We start from the raw sequence: 20,016 nt of genomic DNA, 5'->3' as shown, positions 1-20,016 counted from the left end.
ATGCGGATGATCGGCCTGATCGGCGGGATGAGCTGGGAAAGCTCGGCGGAATATTACCGGCTGCTCAACCGGGGCGTGCGCGCCCGACGCGGCCCGACCGCCTCGGCCCGTTGCCTGCTCTGGTCGTTCGACTTCGCCGAGATCGAGGCGCTGCAGCACGAGGGCGACTGGGACGGGTTGACCGCGCGGATGGTCGACGCCGCCCGGCGGCTCGAAACAGCGGGTGCCGACGCGCTGTTGATCTGCACCAACACCATGCACCGGATGGCGCCGGCGGTGGAAGGGGCGGTCGCCGTCCCGCTGCTCCATATCGCCGACCCGACGGCGGAACATATCCGCGCCGCCGGGCTGCGGCGGGTCGGCCTGCTTGGCACCGCCTTCACGATGGAGCAGGATTTCTACAAGGGCAGGCTGACCGAACGGCACGGGCTGGAGGTGATGGTGCCCGATGCGACCGACCGCGCCACCGTCCACCGGATCATCTACGACGAACTGGTCGCTGGCACGATCCGGCCCGAATCGCGCGCCGCCTGTCGCGGCGTCATCGCCCGGCTGGCCGACCGGGGCGCGGAGGCGATCATCCTCGGCTGCACCGAAATCATGCTGCTGGTCGGCCCGCAGGACAGCGCCGTGCCGCTGTTTGACACCACCGCGCTCCACGCGCAGGCCGCCGTCGATTTCGCGCTAACCGGCTGAACGCCGGCGGGCGGTCAGCTACGATAGCCCTTCAGCTCGTCTCCAACGATTCGGACGACGTGGAGGACGTTGGTCGAACCCGGTGTCCCGAACGGCACACCGGCGATGACGACGACGCTGTCGCCGGCGGCGGCGAGGCCGTGGCGCAGCGCCATCCGCTTCGCCTTGGCGACCATTTCCTCGAACGAGCCGATGTCGCGGGTGCGGACGGCATGGGCGCCCCAGAGCAAGCCGAGTCGCCGCGCCGTCTCCAGCTTTGGCGTCAGTACCAGCAGCGGTACCATCGGCCGCTCTCGGGCAATTCGCCGCGCGGTCGAGCCGCTGACCGTGAAGCAGATGATCGCGCTGGCCGACACCGTGCGCGCGATGACGCCTGCAGCCTCCGACAGCGCATCGGCGGTGGTCGGGTCCGGCCGGGTCTCGGTAAAATGGATGCGGGCGGCGTAGCCGGGATCACCCTCGACCGCGATCGCGATCGAATCCATCATCGCCACCGATTCGCGCGGCCAGGCGCCGGCGGCGCTTTCCGCCGACAACATCACCGCGTCGGCGCCGTCGTAGATCGCGGTCGCCACGTCCGACACCTCGGCGCGGGTCGGCGTCGGCGCCTGGATCATCGATTCGAGCATCTGGGTGGCGACGACGACCGGCCGGCCCATCCGCCGCGCCGTTTCGACGATGCGCTTCTGCAGCGGCGGCAGCTCGTAGGGCGGCAGCTCGACACCCAGGTCGCCGCGCGCGACCATCACCGCGTCGGCCAGTTCCAGGATCGCCTCGAGCCGGTCGACCGCCGCCGGCTTCTCGATCTTGGCGAGCAGCGCGGCCCGCCCGCCGATCAGCCGCCGCGCCTCCGCCACGTCCTCCGGCCGCTGGACGAAGCTGAGCGCGACCCAGTCGACATGCTGGTCGAGGGCGAAGGCGAGATCGGAGCGGTCCTTTTCGGTCAGCGCCGCCAGCGGCACGACGACGTCGGGGATGTTGACGCCCTTGTTATTCGACAGCGTGCCGCCGACCTCAACCCGCGTTTCGATCCGCTCGGCGGTGCGCGACAGGACGCGCAGCACCAGCTTGCCGTCGTCGAGCAGCAGGCGGGTGCCCGGTTCGAGCACGGCGAATACCTCGCGATGGGGTAGCTGGACGCGCGCGGCGTCGCCGGGCGCCGCGTCGTGGTCCAGCGCGAAGGCGGCGCCGGTGGCGAGCGCCGCCGACCCGTCCGCGAAGGCGCCGACGCGGAGCTTGGGCCCCTGCAGGTCGGCGAGGATCGTCGACGGGCGGCCGAACTGCTTTTCCAGCGCGCGGATATGGGCGATGGTCTCGGCGTGGCCCGCCTGGGCGCCGTGGCTCATGTTGACGCGGAAGGCATCGGCGCCGGCGCGGAACAGCGCCTCGATCATCTCCGGGCTGCTGCTGGCCGGGCCAAGCGTGGCCAGGATGCGCACCTTGCGTCCGCGCGGGGGTATGCTGGCAGTCATCGGCTTCGCCCGTTCCTCAATCCACGCGCGGGCTTAGCGTCTTTCCGCGTCAGATCAACCGCACCGCCCTCAGCGGCGGTCGGCATCCAGCCGCGCCACGAACGGCGCGATCAGCAGCACGGCGACGCCGACGCCGACCGCGAACCAGCCGATCTGGCCGTAGACGGCGACGACCGCCGCGGCGGAGCCTTCGCCGGCGTCGCCGGTCGCGCGGGCGATCAGGCTGGCGATATAGTTGCCGCCCGCCGTCGCCAGATACCAGGTGCCCATCAGCAGGCCGACCATTTCCGGCACCGCCAGCCGGGTCATCGCCGACACGCCGACCGGCGACAGGCACAGCTCGCCGGTGACGTGGAGCAGGTAGAGCAGGAAGATGAAGATCACCGGCGTCGGCCCGACACCGGCGGCGTTCGCGCCGGCGACCAACACCAGGAAGCCGGCGCCGATCTGGATCAGCGCCAGGCCGAACTTGGCCGGGGTCGACGGTTCCAGCCCGCGTCGGCCGAGCGCGGTCCACAGCCAGGCGAAGAACGGCGCGATCAGCACGATGTAGATCGCGGTCAGCGACAGGAACAGCGAGGCCGGCACCTCCACGCCGAACATCCGCCGGTCGACATGGCGGTCGGTGAACAGGTTGAGCGACGAGCCGGTCTGTTCGTAAAGCCCCCAGAACAGCGGCTGAACGACGATCAGGAACAGGGCGAGCAGCAGGCGGTTGCGGTCGGCCCGCTCCAGCCTGAACAGCGCCTTGTGGAGGATCATGCCGACGGCGATGACGCTGGCCGCGATCAGGATCAGGCTGACCACCTCCTGCTTTGCCATCAGCAGCCAGACCAGCGGCACGGCGGCAAAGGTCAGCAGGTAGATCAACCATTCGCGGCTGATCCCGGCGAACGGCTTTTCGCGCAACCGCTCGGGGCGCGGCGGCTCGCCCTTGCCGTCGAGCAGCGGGCGCAAGCCGATGAACGCGGCGAGGCCGACGACCATGCCGACGCCGGCGGCGCCGAAGCCGTATTGCCAGCCATAGACCTCACCCAGCAAACCGCAGACCAGCGGCCCCAGCGCCGCGCCGGCGTTGATGCCGATGTAGAACAGGGTGAAGGCCGGATCGCGGCGGATGTCGTCGCGCGGGTAGAGGTGGCCGACCAGCACCGCGACGTTCGCCTTCAGGAACCCGACGCCGACGATGATCAGCGACAGCGCCAGATAGAAGGCGGCGAGCGCGGTCGGATCGGCGCCGCCGGACCCCTCGATCCCCATCAGCAGGTGGCCGCCGCTGAGCAGCACGCCGCCGAACAGTACCGCCTTGCGCGCGCCGAGATAGCGGTCGGCGACGTAGCCGCCGATCAGCGGGGTGATGAACACCAGCGCCGTATAGGCGCCGTAGATCAGATAGGCTTTTTCGTCACTGAACAGGAAATGCTTGGTCAGGTAGAAGATCAGCAGCGCGCGCATCCCATAATAGGAAAAGCGCTCCCACATCTCGACGAAGAACAGCAGGAACAGCCCGCGCGGATGGCCTAGGATGGTAGGCGCGCTCCGGCTCTCAGCGCCCGTGGCCATGCCTGTTTCCCTTGTCTTCCGCCTGCACCGCCGCTCCTGTCGCCAGTATCACATGCCTCAATAGGTCGTATCGCTCGCCTCGATCGGCATCGGCCCCGGCGGCAGGCCCCGGTCGGCCTTCGCCTTCGCCACCATTTCCCGGATTTCCCGGCGCAGCGCGCGCGCATCATAGAGGATGCCGTCCTTCACCGTCCAGGCGACGCCGCCGACCCGCTCCGCCTTGCCGGTCGCATCGTTCAGCTTCATCGTGCCGGTGCCGAACAGCAGGCGCAGGTTGGCGATCGGGTTGCCCTGGACGATCACCAGATCGGCCTTGCGCCCGGCCCGGATGGTGCCGACCTGATCCTCGTGGCCCAGCGCGCGGGCGCCGACCTGGGTTGCGGAATGGATCACCTCGATCGGGCTGAAGCCGGCTTCGCGCAGCAGTTCCATTTCTTGCACGTAGCCGAAGCCGTAGAGGTTGTAGATGTAGCCGCTGTCGCTGCCGACGGTGACCGCGCCGCCGCGGTTCTTGTATTCGTTCACGAACCGCATCCACAGGCGGTAATTTTCCTTCCACGCCATTTCCTTCTCGGTCGTCCAGTCGAACCAGTAGGAACCGTGGTGGACGCGGCTTGGCCGGTAATAGTCCCACAGGGCGGGCATGGTGTAGCTGTCGTGCCACAAGGCCCGGCTCATCCGCATGAAATCGCGGCTGGTCAGGTAGGCGACGAAAGTCGGGTCGAGGACGAACTTGCGCTCCAGCAGCGTGTCCATCACCTTGTTCCAGGCGTCGGACCCGGGTTTCGCCGCCTGCCGCCACAGGTTGCCGGCCTCGCCGAAGCGCATCTGCTCGTCGTCGTTGTTGAAATCGACCGGCCAGTCCTGGACGCGGCGATCGGTGAACATCGCCTCCGGCAGGCCGTACCAATGCTCCATCGAGTTGAGCCCGCCTTCCGACGTCTGCAGGACGTTGCCGTAGGCGACCATCTGCTGCGAATGGTGCATCGTCGTCCTCAGGCCGATCTTCCGCGCCTCGTCGAGCGCGGCGTACAGCACGTCCTCCGGCGGGCCGCCGATGAACTTGATGCCGTCCGCCCCCCGCCGCTTGGCGTCGCGGATCACCGCCCGCGCGGTTTCGGCGTCGTTGACCGGGCTGCCGCTGATCTGGTGGAACATCGGATAGATGTCGATCCGCGGGGCGACGATCTCGTTGCGGGCGCTGCGCGCCTTGATCGCCGACAGCCACTCGATCGAACCGCTACCCAGGTCGCGCACGCTGGTGACGCCGTGCGCCATCCACAGTTTCAGCACATAGTCGGCCGGGACGCCCTGCGCGCTCGCCAGCGTGTGGAGATGGACGTGCGCGTCGACGAAGCCGGGCATCACGTAATGGCCGGTCAGGTCGACGACATGGTCGGCCGCCGGCCCGCTGTCCGCCGCCCGCGCCGACCGTATCTGGGCGATGCGGTCACCGGACAGGATGATGTCGACCGGCCCCTGCGCCGGGGCGCCGGTGCCGTCGATCATCATCGCATTGTGCAGCACGACCCGCTGGAACGGGCCGATCCCCTGGCCCTGCGTTCGCGCCGGGATCACATCCGTTGCCGGTTGTGCCGGCAGCGCCGCCGGCGCCACTCCCCACAGGAGCGCTGCCGCCAGCGCCCGCACCATCATCCGTCCTGCCATATGCTGCCCCCCGTTCGATGCCTGTTGCGATCAGTTGTCGCCCTGGTCGATGCCCTTTCCGCCGTCGGCGATGAATTGGTCGAGCCGCGCTTCGAGCACCGGCAGCGGCACCGAGCCGAGCGACAGGATGACGTCGTGGAAGTTGCGCTGGTCGAAGGTGGTGCCGAGCTTTGCCTCCGCCTCGGCGCGCTTGCGGCGGATCACCATCTCGCCCAGCTTGTAGGCCAGCGCCTGGCCCGGCCAGGCGATGTAGCGGTCGATCTCCGTCTCGATCTCGTGCTCGGACAAGGCGGTGTGATCGCGCAGATATTGCTGGGCCTGTTCGCGGGTCCAGCCGTAATGGTGGATGCCGGTGTCGATCACCAGCCGGCTGGCGCGCCAGATCTCGTAGGAGAGCCGGCCGAAATTTTCGTAAGGCGTGTCGTAGATGCCGATCTTGGTGCCGAGCCATTCCATGTAGAGCGCCCAGCCCTCGCCATAGCCGGAGAACGAGGTCTGGCGGCGGAAATCGGGCCGGCCCTTCGCTTCCTGCGCCACCGCCGCCTGGAAGCTGTGCCCTGGATTGCATTCGTGCAGGGTCAGCGCGGTTAGCGTGTAGAGCGGTCGCGACGGCAGGTCGTAGGTGTTCATCAGGCAGCTTTCCAGCCCGCCGCGCCCACCGGTGTAGATCGGCGCGAGCGCCGGCGGCACCGGCAGGATGGTGAAGCGCCGGCGAGGCAGGAAGCCGATCAACTCCGCCAGCTTGCCGTCGACCCGCTTGGCGACATAGGCGGAAAAGGCGAGCAGCTGATATGGCGTCTTGGGATAGAATTGCGGATCGGTGCGCAGGAATTTCAGGAATTCGGGCATCGTGCCCTTGAAGCCGGTCTCGGCCTTCACCGCTTCCATCTCAGCGGTGATCCGCGCCACTTCCTTCAGCCCGATCTCGTGGATCTGCTCGGCGGTCAGGTCGAGGGTGGTGAAGCCCTTGATCTGCGACTGGTAGAAGGCCTTGCCGTCCGGCATCGCCTCGGCGGCGAGGGTGGTCCGCGCCTTGGTCAGATATTCGGCGCGGATGAATGTCAGCAGCTTCTTGTAGGCGGGGACGACGACGCTATCGAGGACGCTCGCGGCCTCTGCCTTCAACTGCGCCTGTTCGGCCGCCGGGATCGACGGCGGCATCGCCTTGAACGGATCGAGGAACGGATTGCCGTCACCCGAAATCGTGAACGGCTCGATCGTCTTGTCGCGGCCGACGACGGCGATGCGCGGCACCGTGTAGCCGCGCTTCAACCCGGCCCGCATGTTGGTGGTCTGCTCGTCGAAATAGCGCGGAATGTCGCGCATCCGGCCGATATAGGCGCGGTACTCGGCGGCATTGGCGAAGCCGCCGGTGCGCGGCGACAGCCCGCTCCAGAAGAAGGTGTCGGCGTTGAACGGCGCCTCGTAGGTCTTGAAACGGACGTTGTCGGCAAGCGTGGTGATCGACTGCCGGAAGACCGCGGCGTTGATCTTCTCGTCCGGCGACAGCTGGTCGACCGGAATGCGGTCGAGCGCCGCCAGCGCCTTGGTCCAGTAGGCGAGCCGGGCGGCCTGCGACTGCGCGTCGACCCGCGGCAGGCGGTCGGCGTTGTTATTCCATCGGCCGCTGGCGTCGCGGACGCGGGCCAGTTCGGCCTGCCGCCATTCCCACTCGGCATTGTACAGCGCCTGCAACTGCTGGTCGGCCGCGGTCGCCGCCACGGCCTGGGGCGCGGCGACGGCAACGGTCGCAGGAGAGCAGAAGGCAAGTACCGTCAAAGCGGCTGCGCCGGTCAGGCCAGAGCGAAGGTTATGACGACGTTTCATGCCAGTGTCCCCTTGGTCGATCTTGTATCGTAACAAATCGGGTGGCTGCCGAAACCGGAGATCCGGCGGCAGCCACCCCGTAGGTCAGAAGGTTACGCGCCCGCCGACGAAGAAGCGGCGCCCGACCACATCCCACAGCGAAGGATCGGTGTTGGCGTCGCCCGCAAGCGCGGTGCCCAGGATCGGCGGAGTCTTGTCGAACAGGTTGTCGAGACCGCCGAACAGCTCGAAATGCTCCATCACCTTCACGGTCGCCGACAGGTCGACATACCATTGCGGGCTGGTCTTCTGCACGGCAGCCGTGAAGCCCGGATACAGCTTGAACCCGTCGATCATCCGGCTTTCGGCGCGGAAGGTCAACGGACCGCCGGTGTAAGTGCCCGACAGGCTGAGCTTGAACGCCGGCACGCCGAACGCGCCGGTGCCGATGCAGCCATTGCCGAAATGTCCGGCGCAGTCGATCGGTGGCTGACTGACCAACACCTGCCGCGACTCCTCGAACAACCAGCTGCCGACCGCCTGCAGCATCAGGCTGGCCGGTTCGTCGCCCAGCTGGAGGAAGCCGCCCAGCGGGATGCGGTAGTCGATCTGGGCATCAAGCCCCTCTGCCTTGATCGCCGCCAGGTTGTTGGTGAAGGTCTTCACCTCGTTGACCTGGCCGTTGGGCAGGCGGCTGATCGCCCGGCAGGTCGGCGAATTGGCGTCCATGTTGCGATAGCAGTCGCTGATCGTCTGGTTGGCGTTGATCGCCGCGATGCCGCCCGACACCTTGACCTTGAAATAGTCGACGGTCAGGTTCAGCCGGTCGAGGAACGGTGGCGACACCACCGCCCCGATCGTCAGCGTCTTCGACTTTTCCTCCGACAGGTTGGGGTTGCCGCCGCCGACCGCACTGAAGCCCAGCGCCGACTGGGTGAAGGTGTCGATATCCGCTGCTGGAACGCCCTGCGACACGCAGAACTGCTTCTGCGCCGCCGTCGGGTTCTGGCCCACAGCGCACGGATCCGTCCCGGAGGTGAAGCCCTGCGTGCTGGGTGCGTACAGTTCGTTCAGCGACGGAGCGCGGATGGCCACGTTGTAGGCCGAACGGAACCGCACCCACTTGACCGGCGCATATTCGCCGCCGAGCTTCCAGGTGAATACGCTGCCGATGTTCGAATAGTCGGAATAGCGCGCCGCCCCCTCGACGGCGAGGGTCTGGACGAACGGCATGTCGGCGAGGATCGGGACGCGCAGCTCGCCGAAGATCTCCTTCAGGTTGAAGCTGCCGGAGATCGGCGACTGCGACACCGGCCCATATTCACCCGCCAGGTCGAGCGGGCTCGGATGGAAGAGGTAGCTGTCCTTGCGGTATTCCGTGCCGAGCGCGACCGAGACCGGGCCCGCCGGCAGCTCGAACAGCACGCCGCTGAGCGAGGCGCCGGCGACCTGGCGGACGAAGCGGTCGTCGCTGACCCGCGGCGGGGTAAGGAACTTGCCGGCCGCCGGCGTGATCGATCCGATGCCAAACACGTTGACCGGCACGCAGCCGAGCGACTGGTTGCGGCAGACAACCTCGCCGGCGCCGTTGGTGATCGCGTCGAGACCTTGGGCAAGGCGGGCTTGCGAGATCATGCCTTCGGTGCGGTTGTCCGTCCGGTTGCGCTGATACTGGTAGAACGCCTCCCAGTGCCATTGGCTGCCGAGCAGGTCGACCTGGCCGCGCAGGCCGCCGGTCAGGTTGATCGCGTTGCGCTCGTAGCTCGAATCGCGGGTGCCGAGTTCGCTCGCGCGCCGGCCGCCGCCGACAACGGACGCGGTGCCGGTGCCGTTGGGATCGAACAGCCAGGCGTTATCGACGAAGAACTGCCGGGTCGCCGGGCTCAGCACCGGGCTGTTCGCATAGTTGGGAACCAGCAGGGTGGACGATGGCCCGCCCGGCGTGATCGGAACGAAGGAGTCCGGCGCCAGCGTCGATTCGTTGCGGGTGTTGGCGTAATAGACTTCCGCGAACGCCTCGATGTTGTCCGCTACCTCATAGTGGGCGAGGGCGGAGACCTGAATCCGCTCCAGCGGCCGCAGCAGATAGTTGAACGGTGCGTAATTATACGCGCTCTCTGGCGTGCAATAGGGTTGCGGCACACCGTTTTCGCCGAAGACGATGCCGGTCAGCGCCGAGCAGTTGCCGCTCGGCGTCAGGTTGATGCCTTGCAGGTTGGCGAGCTGGGTGGCGCTAAGGCCGACGCGGGTGCCTGGCACGTTGCCGGAGCCGCCGGGAACCAGCTTGCCGCCGACCGTGTCGAGCGGCACCTGGGCAAAGCCGCGATCGGCCTGCAGGACTTGGTCGCGCTTCGTGTAGGACGCGGAAAATACGACATTGCCGCGGTTGTCGGCGAAGTTGGTGCCGAAGGTGATGTCCGCCTTGTGCGATGCGCCGTCGCTGCGCGTCGTCTGGCCATATTGGTAGCTGGCTTCCAGGCCGTCGAAATTTTTCTTGAGAATGAAGTTCACCGCGCCGGCAACCGCGTCTGACCCATAGACCGCCGACGCGCCGCCGGTGATGATCTCGACCCGCTGGATCAGGGCGTCGGGAATAGTGGCGAGGTCGACGAGACCATCGGAGTTCGCCGGGATGAACCGGCGGCCGTTGACCAGCACCAGCGTGCGGGTCGGGCCAAGGCCGCGCAGGTTGGCGCTCAGCACGCCGGACCCGCCGCCGTTGTTGACGCTCGAACTGTTGCCGCCGGCAAGCTGCGGGAACTGGTTCAGCGTGCTTTCAATCGTCACGTTGCCGGACATCTTGATGTCGGCGTCGCTAACCACCGTGATCGGGCTGGGCGCCGTCAGGTCGGTGCGGATCAGGCGCGAGCCGGTGACGATGATGTCCCCCCCTTCTTCCGCCTGAGCGAAGGCCGGAGTCGCCACCGCGAAGCCACACAGCAGCGTAGATGCCAGCAATGCGGGACGTATCCGCGCCGCCATGTCAGACAATTTTATGCCGTTCATCGTGCTTCTCCCTGTTTTAATCTGCTTGCGCTCGGCCGACGCCATAATTGATCTAATACGGCTAAGCGCAGTGACTCATCGACTACCGTATACCAAATACGGTATGCGATTAAACCGTGCTGTCAATCCCGTCTTGGATGTGGGGAGGATGAAGGAATGGGTAAGTCTAGACAATTAGTCCGACATTGGGCGCTCCGTGCCGTGGCGGCGGTGCTGGCAGTGCCGGCGGTCGCTCAAACCGGTGTGGCGTCCGATTTGGCGATTGTCGGGGTGACCGTCATCGACGGCACCGGAGCGCCGGCGCGGCCCAACATGACCGTGCTTGTAGCGGGCGGACGGATCCAGGCGGTGCGGGCGGCCGGCGCCACCCCCGCCGGCGTGGAGGTCATCGACGGGCGCGGGCGTTACCTGTTGCCCGGCTTCATCGACAGCAACGTCCATCTGAGCGTCTATGGCAACCCGGCGCGGCGTGACACGTCGGTCAAATATGCCGATCATGGCGAACAGTTGGCGGTCGAGTTCACGCAGCGGGCGCTGAAGGCCGGGGTGACGACGCTGCGTGACAGCTACGGCGTGCTCGCCCCGGTGCTGGCGGTGCGTGACCGGGTCGACCGTGGCGAGTTGGTTGGGGCGCGTATCAAGGCGGCCGGCAACATCGTCGGCTGGGGCGGGCCGTTTTCGCTGACCTTCTCGCTGACCAAGGATTCGGAGCTGTCGCTGTTCCAGGAGCGATGGAACGACATCCTGGCCCAGGATGCCGGCGAAGAATTGATGGATATGACGCCGGACGAGCTGCGGGTGGCGATCAACCGCTACCTCGACAAGGGCGTCGACTTCATCAAATATGGCGGGACCAGCCATTTCCTGCGGCCGTCGCTGATCGGCTTCTCACCCCGTCAGCAGGCGGTGATCGTCCAGGAAGCGCATAAGCGCGGCAAGCCGGTGGAAACCCATGCGACAAGCTCGGAAGGCCTGCGTCTGGCCGTCGAGGCGGGCATCGACCTGATCCAGCATCCTGAGTTGATGAGCCGCGACCTGCCCGACGACCTGATCGCGCTGATCGTCAAGCAGGATGCGCTGTGCGGCCTGCGCTCCAACTTCACCGCCGGCGCGTTCCGCCAGCGCCATCTGCAGGCGCGCGCCGAGGCGGAAGCCCGGATCGCGAAGCTGCCGCCCGCCACCACCAGCGCAGAGCGCTGGCGCCGGCTCGAAATGCTCGGTGAGAATGACGACATCCAGCGCCGCAATTCCGAACGGTTGATCAAGGCCGGCTGCCGCGTCACCGTCGCCACCGACAGCTTCCTCGGCGACGCGCCGGAGTTCCGCCGCACGCCCAAGGGGCCGGAGGCGGAGCCGGGCAGCGGCACCATCCTCGCGATCCAGGGCCTGGTTGAGCTGGGGATGACGCCGATGCAGGCGATCGTCGCCGGCACCCGTAACGGCGCTGCCGCCGCCGCGATGAGCAAGGATCTGGGGACGATCGAGGCTGGCAAAATCGCCGATCTTGTGTTGCTGTCGGCCGACCCGCTCGCCGATATCCGCAATATCGAGAAGGTCGAGGCGGTGATCGCACAGGGACGTCGGGTCGACCTGGCGCGGCTGCCGGAAAATCCGCTTTTCTATCGACCCGAGCAGGAGGTAGCACGATGAAGCTGGCATGGATGGTGGGCGCGGCGCTGCTGGCGGCGGCCGTGCCCGGTGCGGCCGCCGGGCCGGCGGACGACGAAGCGGCGATCCGGGGGGTGATCGCGCGGATGGAGAGCGCGTGGAACCGTGGCGATTTTCGCGGCTATATGGACGGCTTCCAGAATCCGGGTGTCGTCTTCGTCTCCGGCGGCAAGATGCAGGACGACTGGCAAGGCACCCTCGACCATTATGTCCGCGACTATGGCGGCGCGCCGGAACGGCGCGGCACCCTCCATTTCTACGACATGACCGTCGACCTGCTCGCCCCAGACGCGGCGCTGTTGATCAGCCATTACCATCTGGAGCGACCGGCGCATCCGCAGGAGGGGATCAATACCCGCCTGTTCCGCAAGGTCGACGGCAAATGGGTGATCGCGATGAACCACGTCTCCTCCTACGAGGCGCACAGCCCGCCGGAGAAGTGACCCGCCTCAGCCGCCGCTGCGCTTGAGCAGGGCGATCATGTCCGCCTTCCAGTTGACCGCCCAGGTGTGGGTGCCGTGCCCGTGGGTGTCGTCGGTCTCCGGGATAAGGCGGAATGTCGCGTTCGGCATCCGCTTCACCGCCTCGGCGGGGAAGGTGAAGTTGCGCGGATTGATGAAGTCGTCGGCCGAATTGATCCAGGTCATCGGCGCGGTGATCTTCTCCAGGTTCGGCCAGGGATTGTAGTTCCGCGACGATTCGAACTGATAGAGCATGTCGTTTGCGTCGCGGCTGGCCATGTCCCTGGTCATCCGCGCCTGGACGTAGGCGATCGCGGCGTCGCGCTCGGGGTAGAGTTTCTGCAGGTTGAGCGGGGCGCCGCCGGCGACGATCGACAGCGAAGCGGCCGTACGCAGGCCGGCGGCCGGCTGCGTCGTATAATTGCCATTGTTCCACGCCGGGTCAGCCTTGATCCCGTCGATCATCAACTGGCGCCACATCCGGTTCATGCCGGCGATCTGTACCGGCTCGCACGCCATCGGCATCAGCGCCGAGGCGAAGTCGGGGTGCACCTCTCCCCAGACGAAGGCGTGCATGCAGCCCATCGACGTGCCGAAGATCAGCCGCAGATGCTTGACCCCCAGCCCCTCGACCAGCATCCGGCGCTGCGCTTCGACCATGTCGTCGTAATCATATTGCGGAAAACGCATGCGCAGCCCGTCGGAGGGCTTCGACGATCCGCCATGGCCGATATTGTCGGGCAGGATGATGTAGTAGCGATTGATGTCGAGCGGCTGGCCCGGCCCGTAAAGCTCATCGGCGAAGTGCGGCTGGAAGAACTGATGGCCGGAACCGCCGGTGCCGTGCAGGATCATCACCGCATTGTCGATCTCGCCCTTGGCGTTGCGATGCGGCGTGCCGAGCGTGGTGTAGTGGATCCGCAGCTCCGCCATCGTCTCGCCGGCGCCGAAGCGGAAATCGCGCAGGATGACGTCGCCTTCCTTCGACGGCCAGCGTGCCGCCGCGGGCTGCGTGGTCGTCGGAGGCGGTGACGCTGCCGGCGCGGCCTGAAGGGCGAGGGCGGCAAGGGCAAGGCTCAGCATTGGCGGCACTCCGATTGGTGAAAAAGGGGCATCGAACGGTCGGGATTATCGGGCGCTCGCCAAATCGGCGCCCCGTGGGCAGAAGACGGTAAGGCGGCGAGCGGTATCCGGCCAGCGGAATTGCGTTCCGCGGCGCGCAAGGAGCGCGGCGGCCTTCCCGTCGGCCGGGCCAAGCGGGTGGGCGCCGCATAGGATGTCACGATGAATGCGCCTTGCGGGAAATCATGCCTCTCCTACAGTATCTGCTCTGGCATAAGTTTCGTATACCGTATATTTTCCAACCATGCGAAATCAACAACAGGCTTCGGCGGACAACGCGATCGTCATCGGCGGGGGGGTGGTCGGCTTGTGCTGTGCCCTCGAATTGCAGCGCCGGGGTCTGCGGACGACGATCGTCGTCCCCGCAGACGACCGGGCCGCGGCATCGTGGGGCAATGCCGGGCATATCGCGGTCGAACAGGTTGAGCCGCTGGCCTCGCGGGCCACGGTGCTCAGTTTCCCGCGGCGACTGTTCTGGCGCGGCGGGCCGGTATCGCTGCCGCTGGGCCAGATTTCCGCGTGGCTTCCCTTCGCTCTCCGGCTGCTCGGCAGCACCGGCACCCGGCGTTTCGAACGGGGCAAGGCGGCGCTGACGACGCTACTCGAACCGGCGCTGCCGGCGTGGCGGCGGACGCTGGCGGATGCCGGCGCGGCCGACCTGTTGCTTGAGGACGGCCATTTCGTCGTCTGGGAAAGCCAGGCCAGCGCGGCCGCCGGTCGCGCTCACTGGATTTCCGCCGATACCGGCACGACGACGATCCGCGACGCCACCGCCGACGAACTGGCGCGGATCGCCGCGCTCACCCGCCAACCGCTGGCCGGCGGCATCCGCTTCGACGGCAGCGGCCAGATCGCCGACCTGCCGGAACTGGGCCGGGCGCTGCGCGCGCGCTTTGCCGCGCTCGACGGCGCCTGGCACAGTGGCAAGGTCAGCAGCCTGTCCGTCGCCGACGGTGCGGCGAGGCTGGTCTGTGATGACGGCACCGCGATGACCGCCGGGGCAATCCTGGTCGCCGCCGGCGCCGCATCCGGCGGCCTGATGGCCGGCGTCGGCACCGCCGTCCCGATCATCCACGAGCGCGGTTATCACATCCAGGCGGCAAGCAGCGCGTGGCCGGCAACGATGCCGCCTGTGGTGTTCGAGGATCGGGCGATGATCGTCACCCGTTTCCGATCCGGTCTGCGCGCGGCGAGCTTCGTCGAATTCGGCGGCCCGCACGCCCGGCCGGACCCGCGCAAATGGGAAAGGCTGGCCCAACACGCCGAAGCGCTCGGCCTGCCGTTCGATGCGGCGCCCAGCCGCTGGACCGGCGCGCGGCCGACCCTGCCCGACTATCTGCCGGCGATCGGCAGGAGCACGGCGGCGGACAATCTGTTCTACGCCTTCGGCCACCAGCATCTGGGGCTGACGCTGGCGGCGGTGACCGGGGAGCTGGCCGGCGCGCTGATCACCGGCGCGGCGCCGGCGGTTGCCTTGGCCCCGTTCGACCTGACGCGGTTCCGGCGCTGAGCGGTCCGGTCAGGCGTCCACCGCGAACAGCATCGCGTCGTCGGCGAATGCCTTGAATTCCAGCGCGTTGCCGCTGGGATCGGTGAAGAACATCGTCGCCTGCTCGCCCGCCTGCCCCTTGAAGCGGACATACGGGGCGATACCGAAGCGGATGTCGGCGGCGGTCAGCCGGTCGGCCAGCGCCTGCCAGTCGGCCATGGTCAGCACCACGCCGAAATGCGGCACCGGCACGGCGTGGCCATCGACCGGGTTGGTGACCGGCGCCGGCCGCGCCGCCGGGTCGAGATGGGCGACGATCTGGTGGCCGAACAGGTCGAAATCGACCCAGCAGTCCGAACTGCGCCCCTCCGCGCAGCCGAGCAGTCCGCCGTAGAAGGCGCGGGCGGCGGCGAGGTCGTGGACCGGGAAGGCAAGATGGAATGGGCGCATCGCCGGACGGTATAGGCGCGCTTGACGCGGCACGCATTGAAAATGTCACGGCGCCACGCGATAGCGGCGCGGTGCACGAGCGCCCGCTGATCCTTGCTCTCGCCGCCGGCGCGGCATCCGCGACCGGTTTCGCCCCGCTCGGCCTTTGGCCTGTGGCGCTCGCCTGCTTCGCGCTGCTGCTGGCTCTGGTCGCGGCGGCGCCGACACGGCGGCGGGCGCTGGCGATCGGCTGGTGGTTCGGTGTCGGCCATTTCACCGTCGGGCTGAACTGGATAGCCCACGCCTTCAGTTTTCAGGACAAGATGCCGCCGCAGCTCGGCTATCTGGCGGTGCTGCTGCTGGCGCTGTACCTGGCGGTCTATCCGGCGCTTGCCGCCGGGCTGGCCTGGCGCTTTGGGCGCGGCGACGCACGGCGGCTGGTGCTGGTCTTCGCTGCTGGCTGGATCATCAGCGAATGGCTGCGCGCGACGCTGTTCACCGGTTTCGCCTGGAACCCGCTCGGCGCGGTCTGGCTGCCGCTGCTGCCGGTGGCCCGCGCAGCGGCGTGGATCGGCACCTTCGGCCTGTCCGGCGTTGCCTGCGTCGCCGCCGGCGGGCTGTGGCTGCTGGCACGGCGGCAGCGGCGGGCCGGCGCGGCGGCGGTGGGCGTGCCGCTGCTGTTGGCCGTCCCCGGCCTGTTCGCCGCCGCGCCCGGCGACGATGCCGGCCAGCCGCTGCTCCGCGTCGTCCAGCCCAATATCCCGCAGCAGGAAAAGGAAGGCCCGGCTTTCGACCGCGCCAATTTCCGCAAGCTTGCCGCGCTGAGCGGTGCGCCCGGCGCGGCGCCGCGCCTGATCCTGTGGCCGGAGGCGGCGGTGCCGGAATTCCTGGAGCTGCAGCCGGCGGCGCGGCTGCGTCTCGCCAGCCTGCTCGGCCCGCGCGACATGCTGTTGACCGGCGGTGTCGCGCTGATCGGCGACAGCGATGACCGGGTGATCGGCGCGCGCAACAGCCTGTTCGTGCTGGCGCCGGACGGGCGGCTGGCCGGCCGCTACGACAAGGCGCATCTGGTGCCCTATGGCGAATATCTGCCGATGCGGCCGGTGCTGTCGGCGATCGGCCTGTCGCGGCTGGTGCCCGGAGACCTCGATTTCTGGCCGGGGCCGGGGCCGCAGAGCCTTGACGTGCCCGGCTTCGGCGCGGTCGGCGTCCAGATCTGCTACGAGATCATCTTTCCCGGTCAGGTGATCGACCCGCGCCACCGGCCGCGCATGCTGTTCAACCCGTCGAACGACGCCTGGTTCGGCCGCTGGGGGCCGCCGCAGCACCTGGCCCAGGCGCGGTTGCGCGCGATCGAGGAGGGGATGCCGGTCGTCCGCTCGACGCCGACCGGCATTTCGGCGGTAATCGACGCGGAAGGGCGGTTGCGCGCCAGTCTGCCGCACGAGACCGCCGGTTTCATCGAGCTGCGCCTGCCGCCGACGGCGGCGCCGACCCCGTTCGCGCGCGCCGGTAACCTTTTATCTTTGGCCTTCGCCCTGCTGCTGGTCGCGTTCGCCGTTGTCATCGGCCGTAACCCGCGCTAGGTGGCGGACATAACGAATCCTTTATATCCGCTTTCAACTGCAGGATCAGCGATGCGCAGCAACTATCTCTTCACTTCCGAGTCGGTTTCCGAAGGGCATCCGGACAAGGTTTCCGACCAGATTTCGGATGCGATTGTCGACCTGTTCCTGTCGAAGGACCCGGAAGCGCGTGTCGCCTGCGAAACGCTGACCACCACCAACCGCATCGTCCTGGCCGGCGAGATCCGCTGCAAGGGGATCATGGACGGCGCCGGCGTGCTGACGCCCGAAGCGCAGGCGGAGATCGAGGCGGCGGCCCGCGCCACCGTCAAGCGGATCGGCTATGAGCAGGAAGGCTTCCACTGGCAGCACGCCGATTTCGCCAACCACCTGCACCCGCAGTCGGCCCACATCGCGATGGGAGTCGACGAGAGCGGCAACAAGGACGAAGGCGCCGGCGACCAGGGCATCATGTTCGGCTATGCCAGCAACGAGACGCCGGACCTGATGCCGGCGACGCTCTATTATTCGCACCGCATCCTCCAGCGCATGGCCGAGGACCGTCACAGCGGCCATGTCGATTTCCTGGAGCCGGACGCGAAGAGCCAGGTGACCCTGGCCTATGAGAACGAGAAGCCGGTGCGCGCCACCGCGCTGGTCGTTTCCACCCAGCACATCGAGAGCGTCGATCAGGCGTGGCTGCGCGATTACGTGAAGGGCGTGCTGAACGACGTGCTGCCCAATGGCTGGCTGCCGGGCGACGAATCGATTTTCGTCAACCCGACCGGCCTGTTCGTCATCGGCGGGCCGGACGGCGACGCCGGGCTGACCGGGCGCAAGATCATCGTCGACACCTATGGCGGCGCCGCGCCGCACGGCGGCGGCGCCTTCTCCGGCAAGGATCCGACCAAGGTCGACCGCTCCGCCGCCTATATCAGCCGCTACATGGCGAAGAACATCGTCGCCGCCGGCCTCGCCACCCGCTGCACCATCCAGCTCAGCTATGCGATCGGCGTCGCCGAGCCGCTGTCGCTCTATGTCGACACCCACGGCACCGGCACCGTCGACGAGGCGCGGATCGAGGCGGTGCTCCCCAAGCTGGTCCGGCTGACCCCCAAGGGCATCCGCACCCACTTGCAGCTCAACAAGCCGATCTACCAGCCGACCGCCGCCTACGGCCATTTCGGCCGCCAGCCGGACGGCGATTTCTTCACCTGGGAAAAGACCGATCTGGTCGATGCGCTGAAACAGGCTCTCTGATCCGGCGCCGGCATCCTGTATGGCGGGGGGATAGATAACGAGTCGCACCCCCCGATCCATCCTTGGAGGATGCCATGCGTTACCTATTGTTTCTGCCCGCCGTCGCCGTCGCCAGCCCAGCGTTGGCGGCCGTGCCCCAGATGAACCGCGCCGAGGCGGCCCAGCTTTACGCCGCCGCCGGGTTTCCGATCGCCAACGACCGGCCGACCAACGCCTGCGGCCAGCCGGCCAGCCCGCGCATGACCTTTGTCGACATCAGCGGCGACGGCGCACCGGAAGCGCTGGTCACCGACAGCAACGCCGCCTGCTACAAGGGGTCGGGCAGCTTCTTTGCGGTGCTGACCAAGGCCGGCAAGCAGTGGCGGCAGGTGATCAGCGGTACCGGCACGATCACCGCACAGGCCACCCGCAGCGGCGGCTGGCTCGACATGGCGGTCGCGCAGGGGACCTGCCGCCGGCCGTTCGCCTATGACGGCAACCGCTATATGCCGAGCGGCCCGTGCGACGGGGCCGTGCCCCCGGCGCAAACGGCCGCCGCTCCGCAGCCGGCCCGGCCAGCGGCGAAGCCGACGCCCGCACGTACTGCTCCACCGCCACCGCCCCCCCCAACACCGGTCGCCGGTCAGCCATTCTCCGCCGCCGAACAGGCAGCGATCTTCAAGGCGGCCGAGGCGACGCGGATGGGTAAGGGCTGGTCGCTCTGCCCGGATGATTCGTTTCGCGAGCCGGCGACGCTGGAAGCGCCCGGCGACCTGAACGGCGATGGCCGGCCGGAGGCGCTGATCACCCAGAGCGGCACCTTCTGCTACGGCATGACCGGCATGGGCTATCAACTGCTGACCAAACAGGCGAACGGCCAGTGGGCCACGGTCCCCGGTGCCGGCGGCCAGGGGATTCCGAACATATTGGCGACGAAGGGCGTCGGCGGCTGGCCGGACATCGAACTGGGCGGCCCCGGCTTCTGCTTCCCGGTCTGGCGGTTCAACGGCAGGGCCTATGACCTCCACCGCCAGCAATATGAGGGCAAGCCCTGCAAAAGATGAGCGCGGCCTTTGACGGCGGTCGTGCTTTTGCCTAGCCGGCGGCGGTGAACGACCCGACGACTCTCCGCCGCCTCTATGGCCGCCGCCAGGGGCACAAGCTGCGCGCCGGGCAGGCGGCGCTGGTCGAGGCGATGCTGCCCGGCCTGTCGGTGCCGGAGGACGGGCCGCTCGACGCCGTCCGCCTGTTCGGCGACGATCGGCCGCTGGCCTTCGAGATCGGTTTCGGCGCCGGCGAACATCTTGCGGCGCAGGCGGCGGCGCGGCCGGACATCGGCTTCATCGGCTGCGAACCGTTCCTGAACGGCGTCGTCGGCGCGCTGCTCCACATCCGCGACGGCGACCTCACCAACATCCGTCTGCACATGGGCGACGCGCTGACCGTGCTGGAACGCCTGCCCGACGCGTCGCTCGAGCGCGTCTACCTGCTCCATCCCGATCCATGGCCGAAGGCGCGCCATGCCAAGCGGCGGATGATCAACCCCGGTCCGCTCGACCTGATCGCCGCCAAGTTGAAGCCGGATGGCGAGTTCCGCCTCGGCACCGACGACCCGACCTATTGCCGCTGGGCGATGATGGTGATGGACGGGCGGCGGGACTTCGTCTGGCTGGCGGAAAGCCCTGACGATTTCCGTATCCGTCCCGCCAACTGGCCGCAGACCCGCTACGAGGCGAAGGCCCGGCGGAAGGGGCACGAGGTCTGGTATTTTTCTTTCAGGCGTAAATAGGGAGACGATGCCGTCTCTCGATAGATCCGGTTCCCTTTGCCGT

The 20,016-nt window shown here is 67.8% G+C and carries 15 protein-coding genes; 8 read left to right on the top strand and 7 right to left on the bottom strand.

From position 1 onward, the window contains the following. Positions 1–696 carry an aspartate/glutamate racemase family protein gene (locus tag E4A53_RS09140; protein ID WP_136162799.1) on the top strand — a complete coding sequence of 232 codons (696 nt, stop codon included), beginning with the start codon at positions 1–3 and terminating at the stop codon, positions 694–696. Between the two features lie 14 nt (positions 697–710). On the opposite strand, the gene pyk is transcribed toward E4A53_RS09140, so the two are convergent. The 5 genes from pyk to E4A53_RS09115 form a co-directional block, all read right to left on the bottom strand. Then, positions 711–2,168: a pyruvate kinase gene (pyk, locus tag E4A53_RS09135; protein WP_136162798.1), complete on the bottom strand. Its 1,458-nt coding sequence runs from the start codon at positions 2,166–2,168 to the stop codon at positions 711–713. Positions 2,169–2,237: 69 nt separating this feature from the next. Continuing rightward, on the bottom strand, positions 2,238–3,731 hold the full coding sequence (locus E4A53_RS09130) for a peptide MFS transporter (RefSeq protein WP_136162797.1): 1,494 nt from the start codon (positions 3,729–3,731) through the stop codon (positions 2,238–2,240). 57 nt (positions 3,732–3,788) lie between these two features. Then, entirely contained in the window at positions 3,789–5,399 is a 1,611-nt protein-coding gene (locus E4A53_RS09125; protein WP_136162796.1) for an amidohydrolase family protein, read from the bottom strand. Between the two features lie 30 nt (positions 5,400–5,429). Next, positions 5,430–7,226 (bottom strand): DUF885 domain-containing protein, encoded by a 1,797-nt coding sequence (locus E4A53_RS09120; protein WP_136162795.1) that lies wholly within the window; start codon positions 7,224–7,226, stop codon positions 5,430–5,432. Positions 7,227–7,310: 84 nt separating this feature from the next. Beyond that, positions 7,311–10,211 (bottom strand): TonB-dependent receptor domain-containing protein, encoded by a 2,901-nt coding sequence (locus E4A53_RS09115; RefSeq protein ID WP_136162794.1) that lies wholly within the window; start codon positions 10,209–10,211, stop codon positions 7,311–7,313. Between the two features lie 243 nt (positions 10,212–10,454). Between E4A53_RS09115 and E4A53_RS09110 the strand changes: the two genes are divergently transcribed. Both E4A53_RS09110 and E4A53_RS09105 read left to right on the top strand, forming a co-directional pair. After that, the gene (locus E4A53_RS09110; protein ID WP_239018222.1) at positions 10,455–11,861 is read left to right on the top strand and encodes an amidohydrolase family protein; all 1,407 of its coding nucleotides are present in this window, start codon (positions 10,455–10,457) and stop codon (positions 11,859–11,861) included. After that, entirely contained in the window at positions 11,858–12,322 is a 465-nt protein-coding gene (locus tag E4A53_RS09105; RefSeq protein WP_136162792.1) for a YybH family protein, read from the top strand. The genes E4A53_RS09110 and E4A53_RS09105 overlap by 4 nt, the downstream gene beginning before the upstream one ends. Before the next feature lie 6 nt (positions 12,323–12,328). On the opposite strand, the gene E4A53_RS09100 is transcribed toward E4A53_RS09105, so the two are convergent. Then, positions 12,329–13,423, bottom strand: a complete 1,095-nt coding sequence (locus E4A53_RS09100) for an alpha/beta fold hydrolase (RefSeq protein ID WP_136162791.1) — start codon at positions 13,421–13,423, stop codon at positions 12,329–12,331. Positions 13,424–13,706: 283 nt separating this feature from the next. On the opposite strand from E4A53_RS09100, the gene E4A53_RS09095 reads away from it, so the two are divergent. Next, a complete protein-coding gene (locus E4A53_RS09095; RefSeq protein WP_136162790.1) occupies positions 13,707–14,972 on the top strand; it encodes an NAD(P)/FAD-dependent oxidoreductase in 1,266 nt (421 codons plus the stop codon). Between the two features lie 9 nt (positions 14,973–14,981). On the opposite strand, the gene E4A53_RS09090 is transcribed toward E4A53_RS09095, so the two are convergent. Further along, positions 14,982–15,401 carry a VOC family protein gene (locus E4A53_RS09090; RefSeq protein ID WP_136162789.1) on the bottom strand — a complete coding sequence of 140 codons (420 nt, stop codon included), beginning with the start codon at positions 15,399–15,401 and terminating at the stop codon, positions 14,982–14,984. Positions 15,402–15,472: 71 nt separating this feature from the next. On the opposite strand from E4A53_RS09090, the gene lnt reads away from it, so the two are divergent. From lnt to trmB, 4 genes are all read left to right on the top strand, one after another. Next, a complete protein-coding gene (lnt, locus tag E4A53_RS09085; protein WP_239018221.1) occupies positions 15,473–16,966 on the top strand; it encodes an apolipoprotein N-acyltransferase in 1,494 nt (497 codons plus the stop codon). Between the two features lie 51 nt (positions 16,967–17,017). Next, complete coding sequence (gene metK, locus E4A53_RS09080; protein WP_136162787.1) at positions 17,018–18,205, top strand: methionine adenosyltransferase; 1,188 nt, start codon at positions 17,018–17,020, stop codon at positions 18,203–18,205. Positions 18,206–18,279: 74 nt separating this feature from the next. Further along, positions 18,280–19,248: a hypothetical protein gene (locus E4A53_RS14895; protein WP_136162786.1), complete on the top strand. Its 969-nt coding sequence runs from the start codon at positions 18,280–18,282 to the stop codon at positions 19,246–19,248. A gap of 44 nt (positions 19,249–19,292) precedes the next feature. After that, positions 19,293–19,973, top strand: a complete 681-nt coding sequence (trmB, locus tag E4A53_RS09070; RefSeq protein ID WP_136162785.1) for a tRNA (guanosine(46)-N7)-methyltransferase TrmB — start codon at positions 19,293–19,295, stop codon at positions 19,971–19,973. Positions 19,974–20,016 lie beyond the last annotated feature (43 nt).

The organism is Sphingomonas flavalba (assembly GCF_004796535.1).
GTDB classification, from domain to species: domain Bacteria; phylum Pseudomonadota; class Alphaproteobacteria; order Sphingomonadales; family Sphingomonadaceae; genus Sphingomonas_L; species Sphingomonas_L flavalba.
The sequence above is the reverse complement of the archived record's forward strand: the minus strand, read 5'-3'. Positions and strand labels throughout refer to the sequence as shown.

Coding starts and splice junctions, on each gene's coding strand:
- E4A53_RS09140 (WP_136162799.1), top strand. CDS start 1: ATGCGGATGATCGGCCTGATCGGCGGGATGAGCTGGGAAAGCTCGGCG.
- E4A53_RS09100 (WP_136162791.1), bottom strand. CDS start 13,423: ATGCTGAGCCTTGCCCTTGCCGCCCTCGCCCTTCAGGCCGCGCCGGCA.
- E4A53_RS09125 (WP_136162796.1), bottom strand. CDS start 5,399: ATGGCAGGACGGATGATGGTGCGGGCGCTGGCGGCAGCGCTCCTGTGG.
- pyk (WP_136162798.1), bottom strand. CDS start 2,168: ATGACTGCCAGCATACCCCCGCGCGGACGCAAGGTGCGCATCCTGGCC.
- E4A53_RS09095 (WP_136162790.1), top strand. CDS start 13,707: ATGCGAAATCAACAACAGGCTTCGGCGGACAACGCGATCGTCATCGGC.
- E4A53_RS09120 (WP_136162795.1), bottom strand. CDS start 7,226: ATGAAACGTCGTCATAACCTTCGCTCTGGCCTGACCGGCGCAGCCGCT.
- metK (WP_136162787.1), top strand. CDS start 17,018: ATGCGCAGCAACTATCTCTTCACTTCCGAGTCGGTTTCCGAAGGGCAT.
- E4A53_RS14895 (WP_136162786.1), top strand. CDS start 18,280: ATGCGTTACCTATTGTTTCTGCCCGCCGTCGCCGTCGCCAGCCCAGCG.
- E4A53_RS09130 (WP_136162797.1), bottom strand. CDS start 3,731: ATGGCCACGGGCGCTGAGAGCCGGAGCGCGCCTACCATCCTAGGCCAT.
- E4A53_RS09105 (WP_136162792.1), top strand. CDS start 11,858: ATGAAGCTGGCATGGATGGTGGGCGCGGCGCTGCTGGCGGCGGCCGTG.
- E4A53_RS09090 (WP_136162789.1), bottom strand. CDS start 15,401: ATGCGCCCATTCCATCTTGCCTTCCCGGTCCACGACCTCGCCGCCGCC.
- E4A53_RS09115 (WP_136162794.1), bottom strand. CDS start 10,211: ATGAACGGCATAAAATTGTCTGACATGGCGGCGCGGATACGTCCCGCA.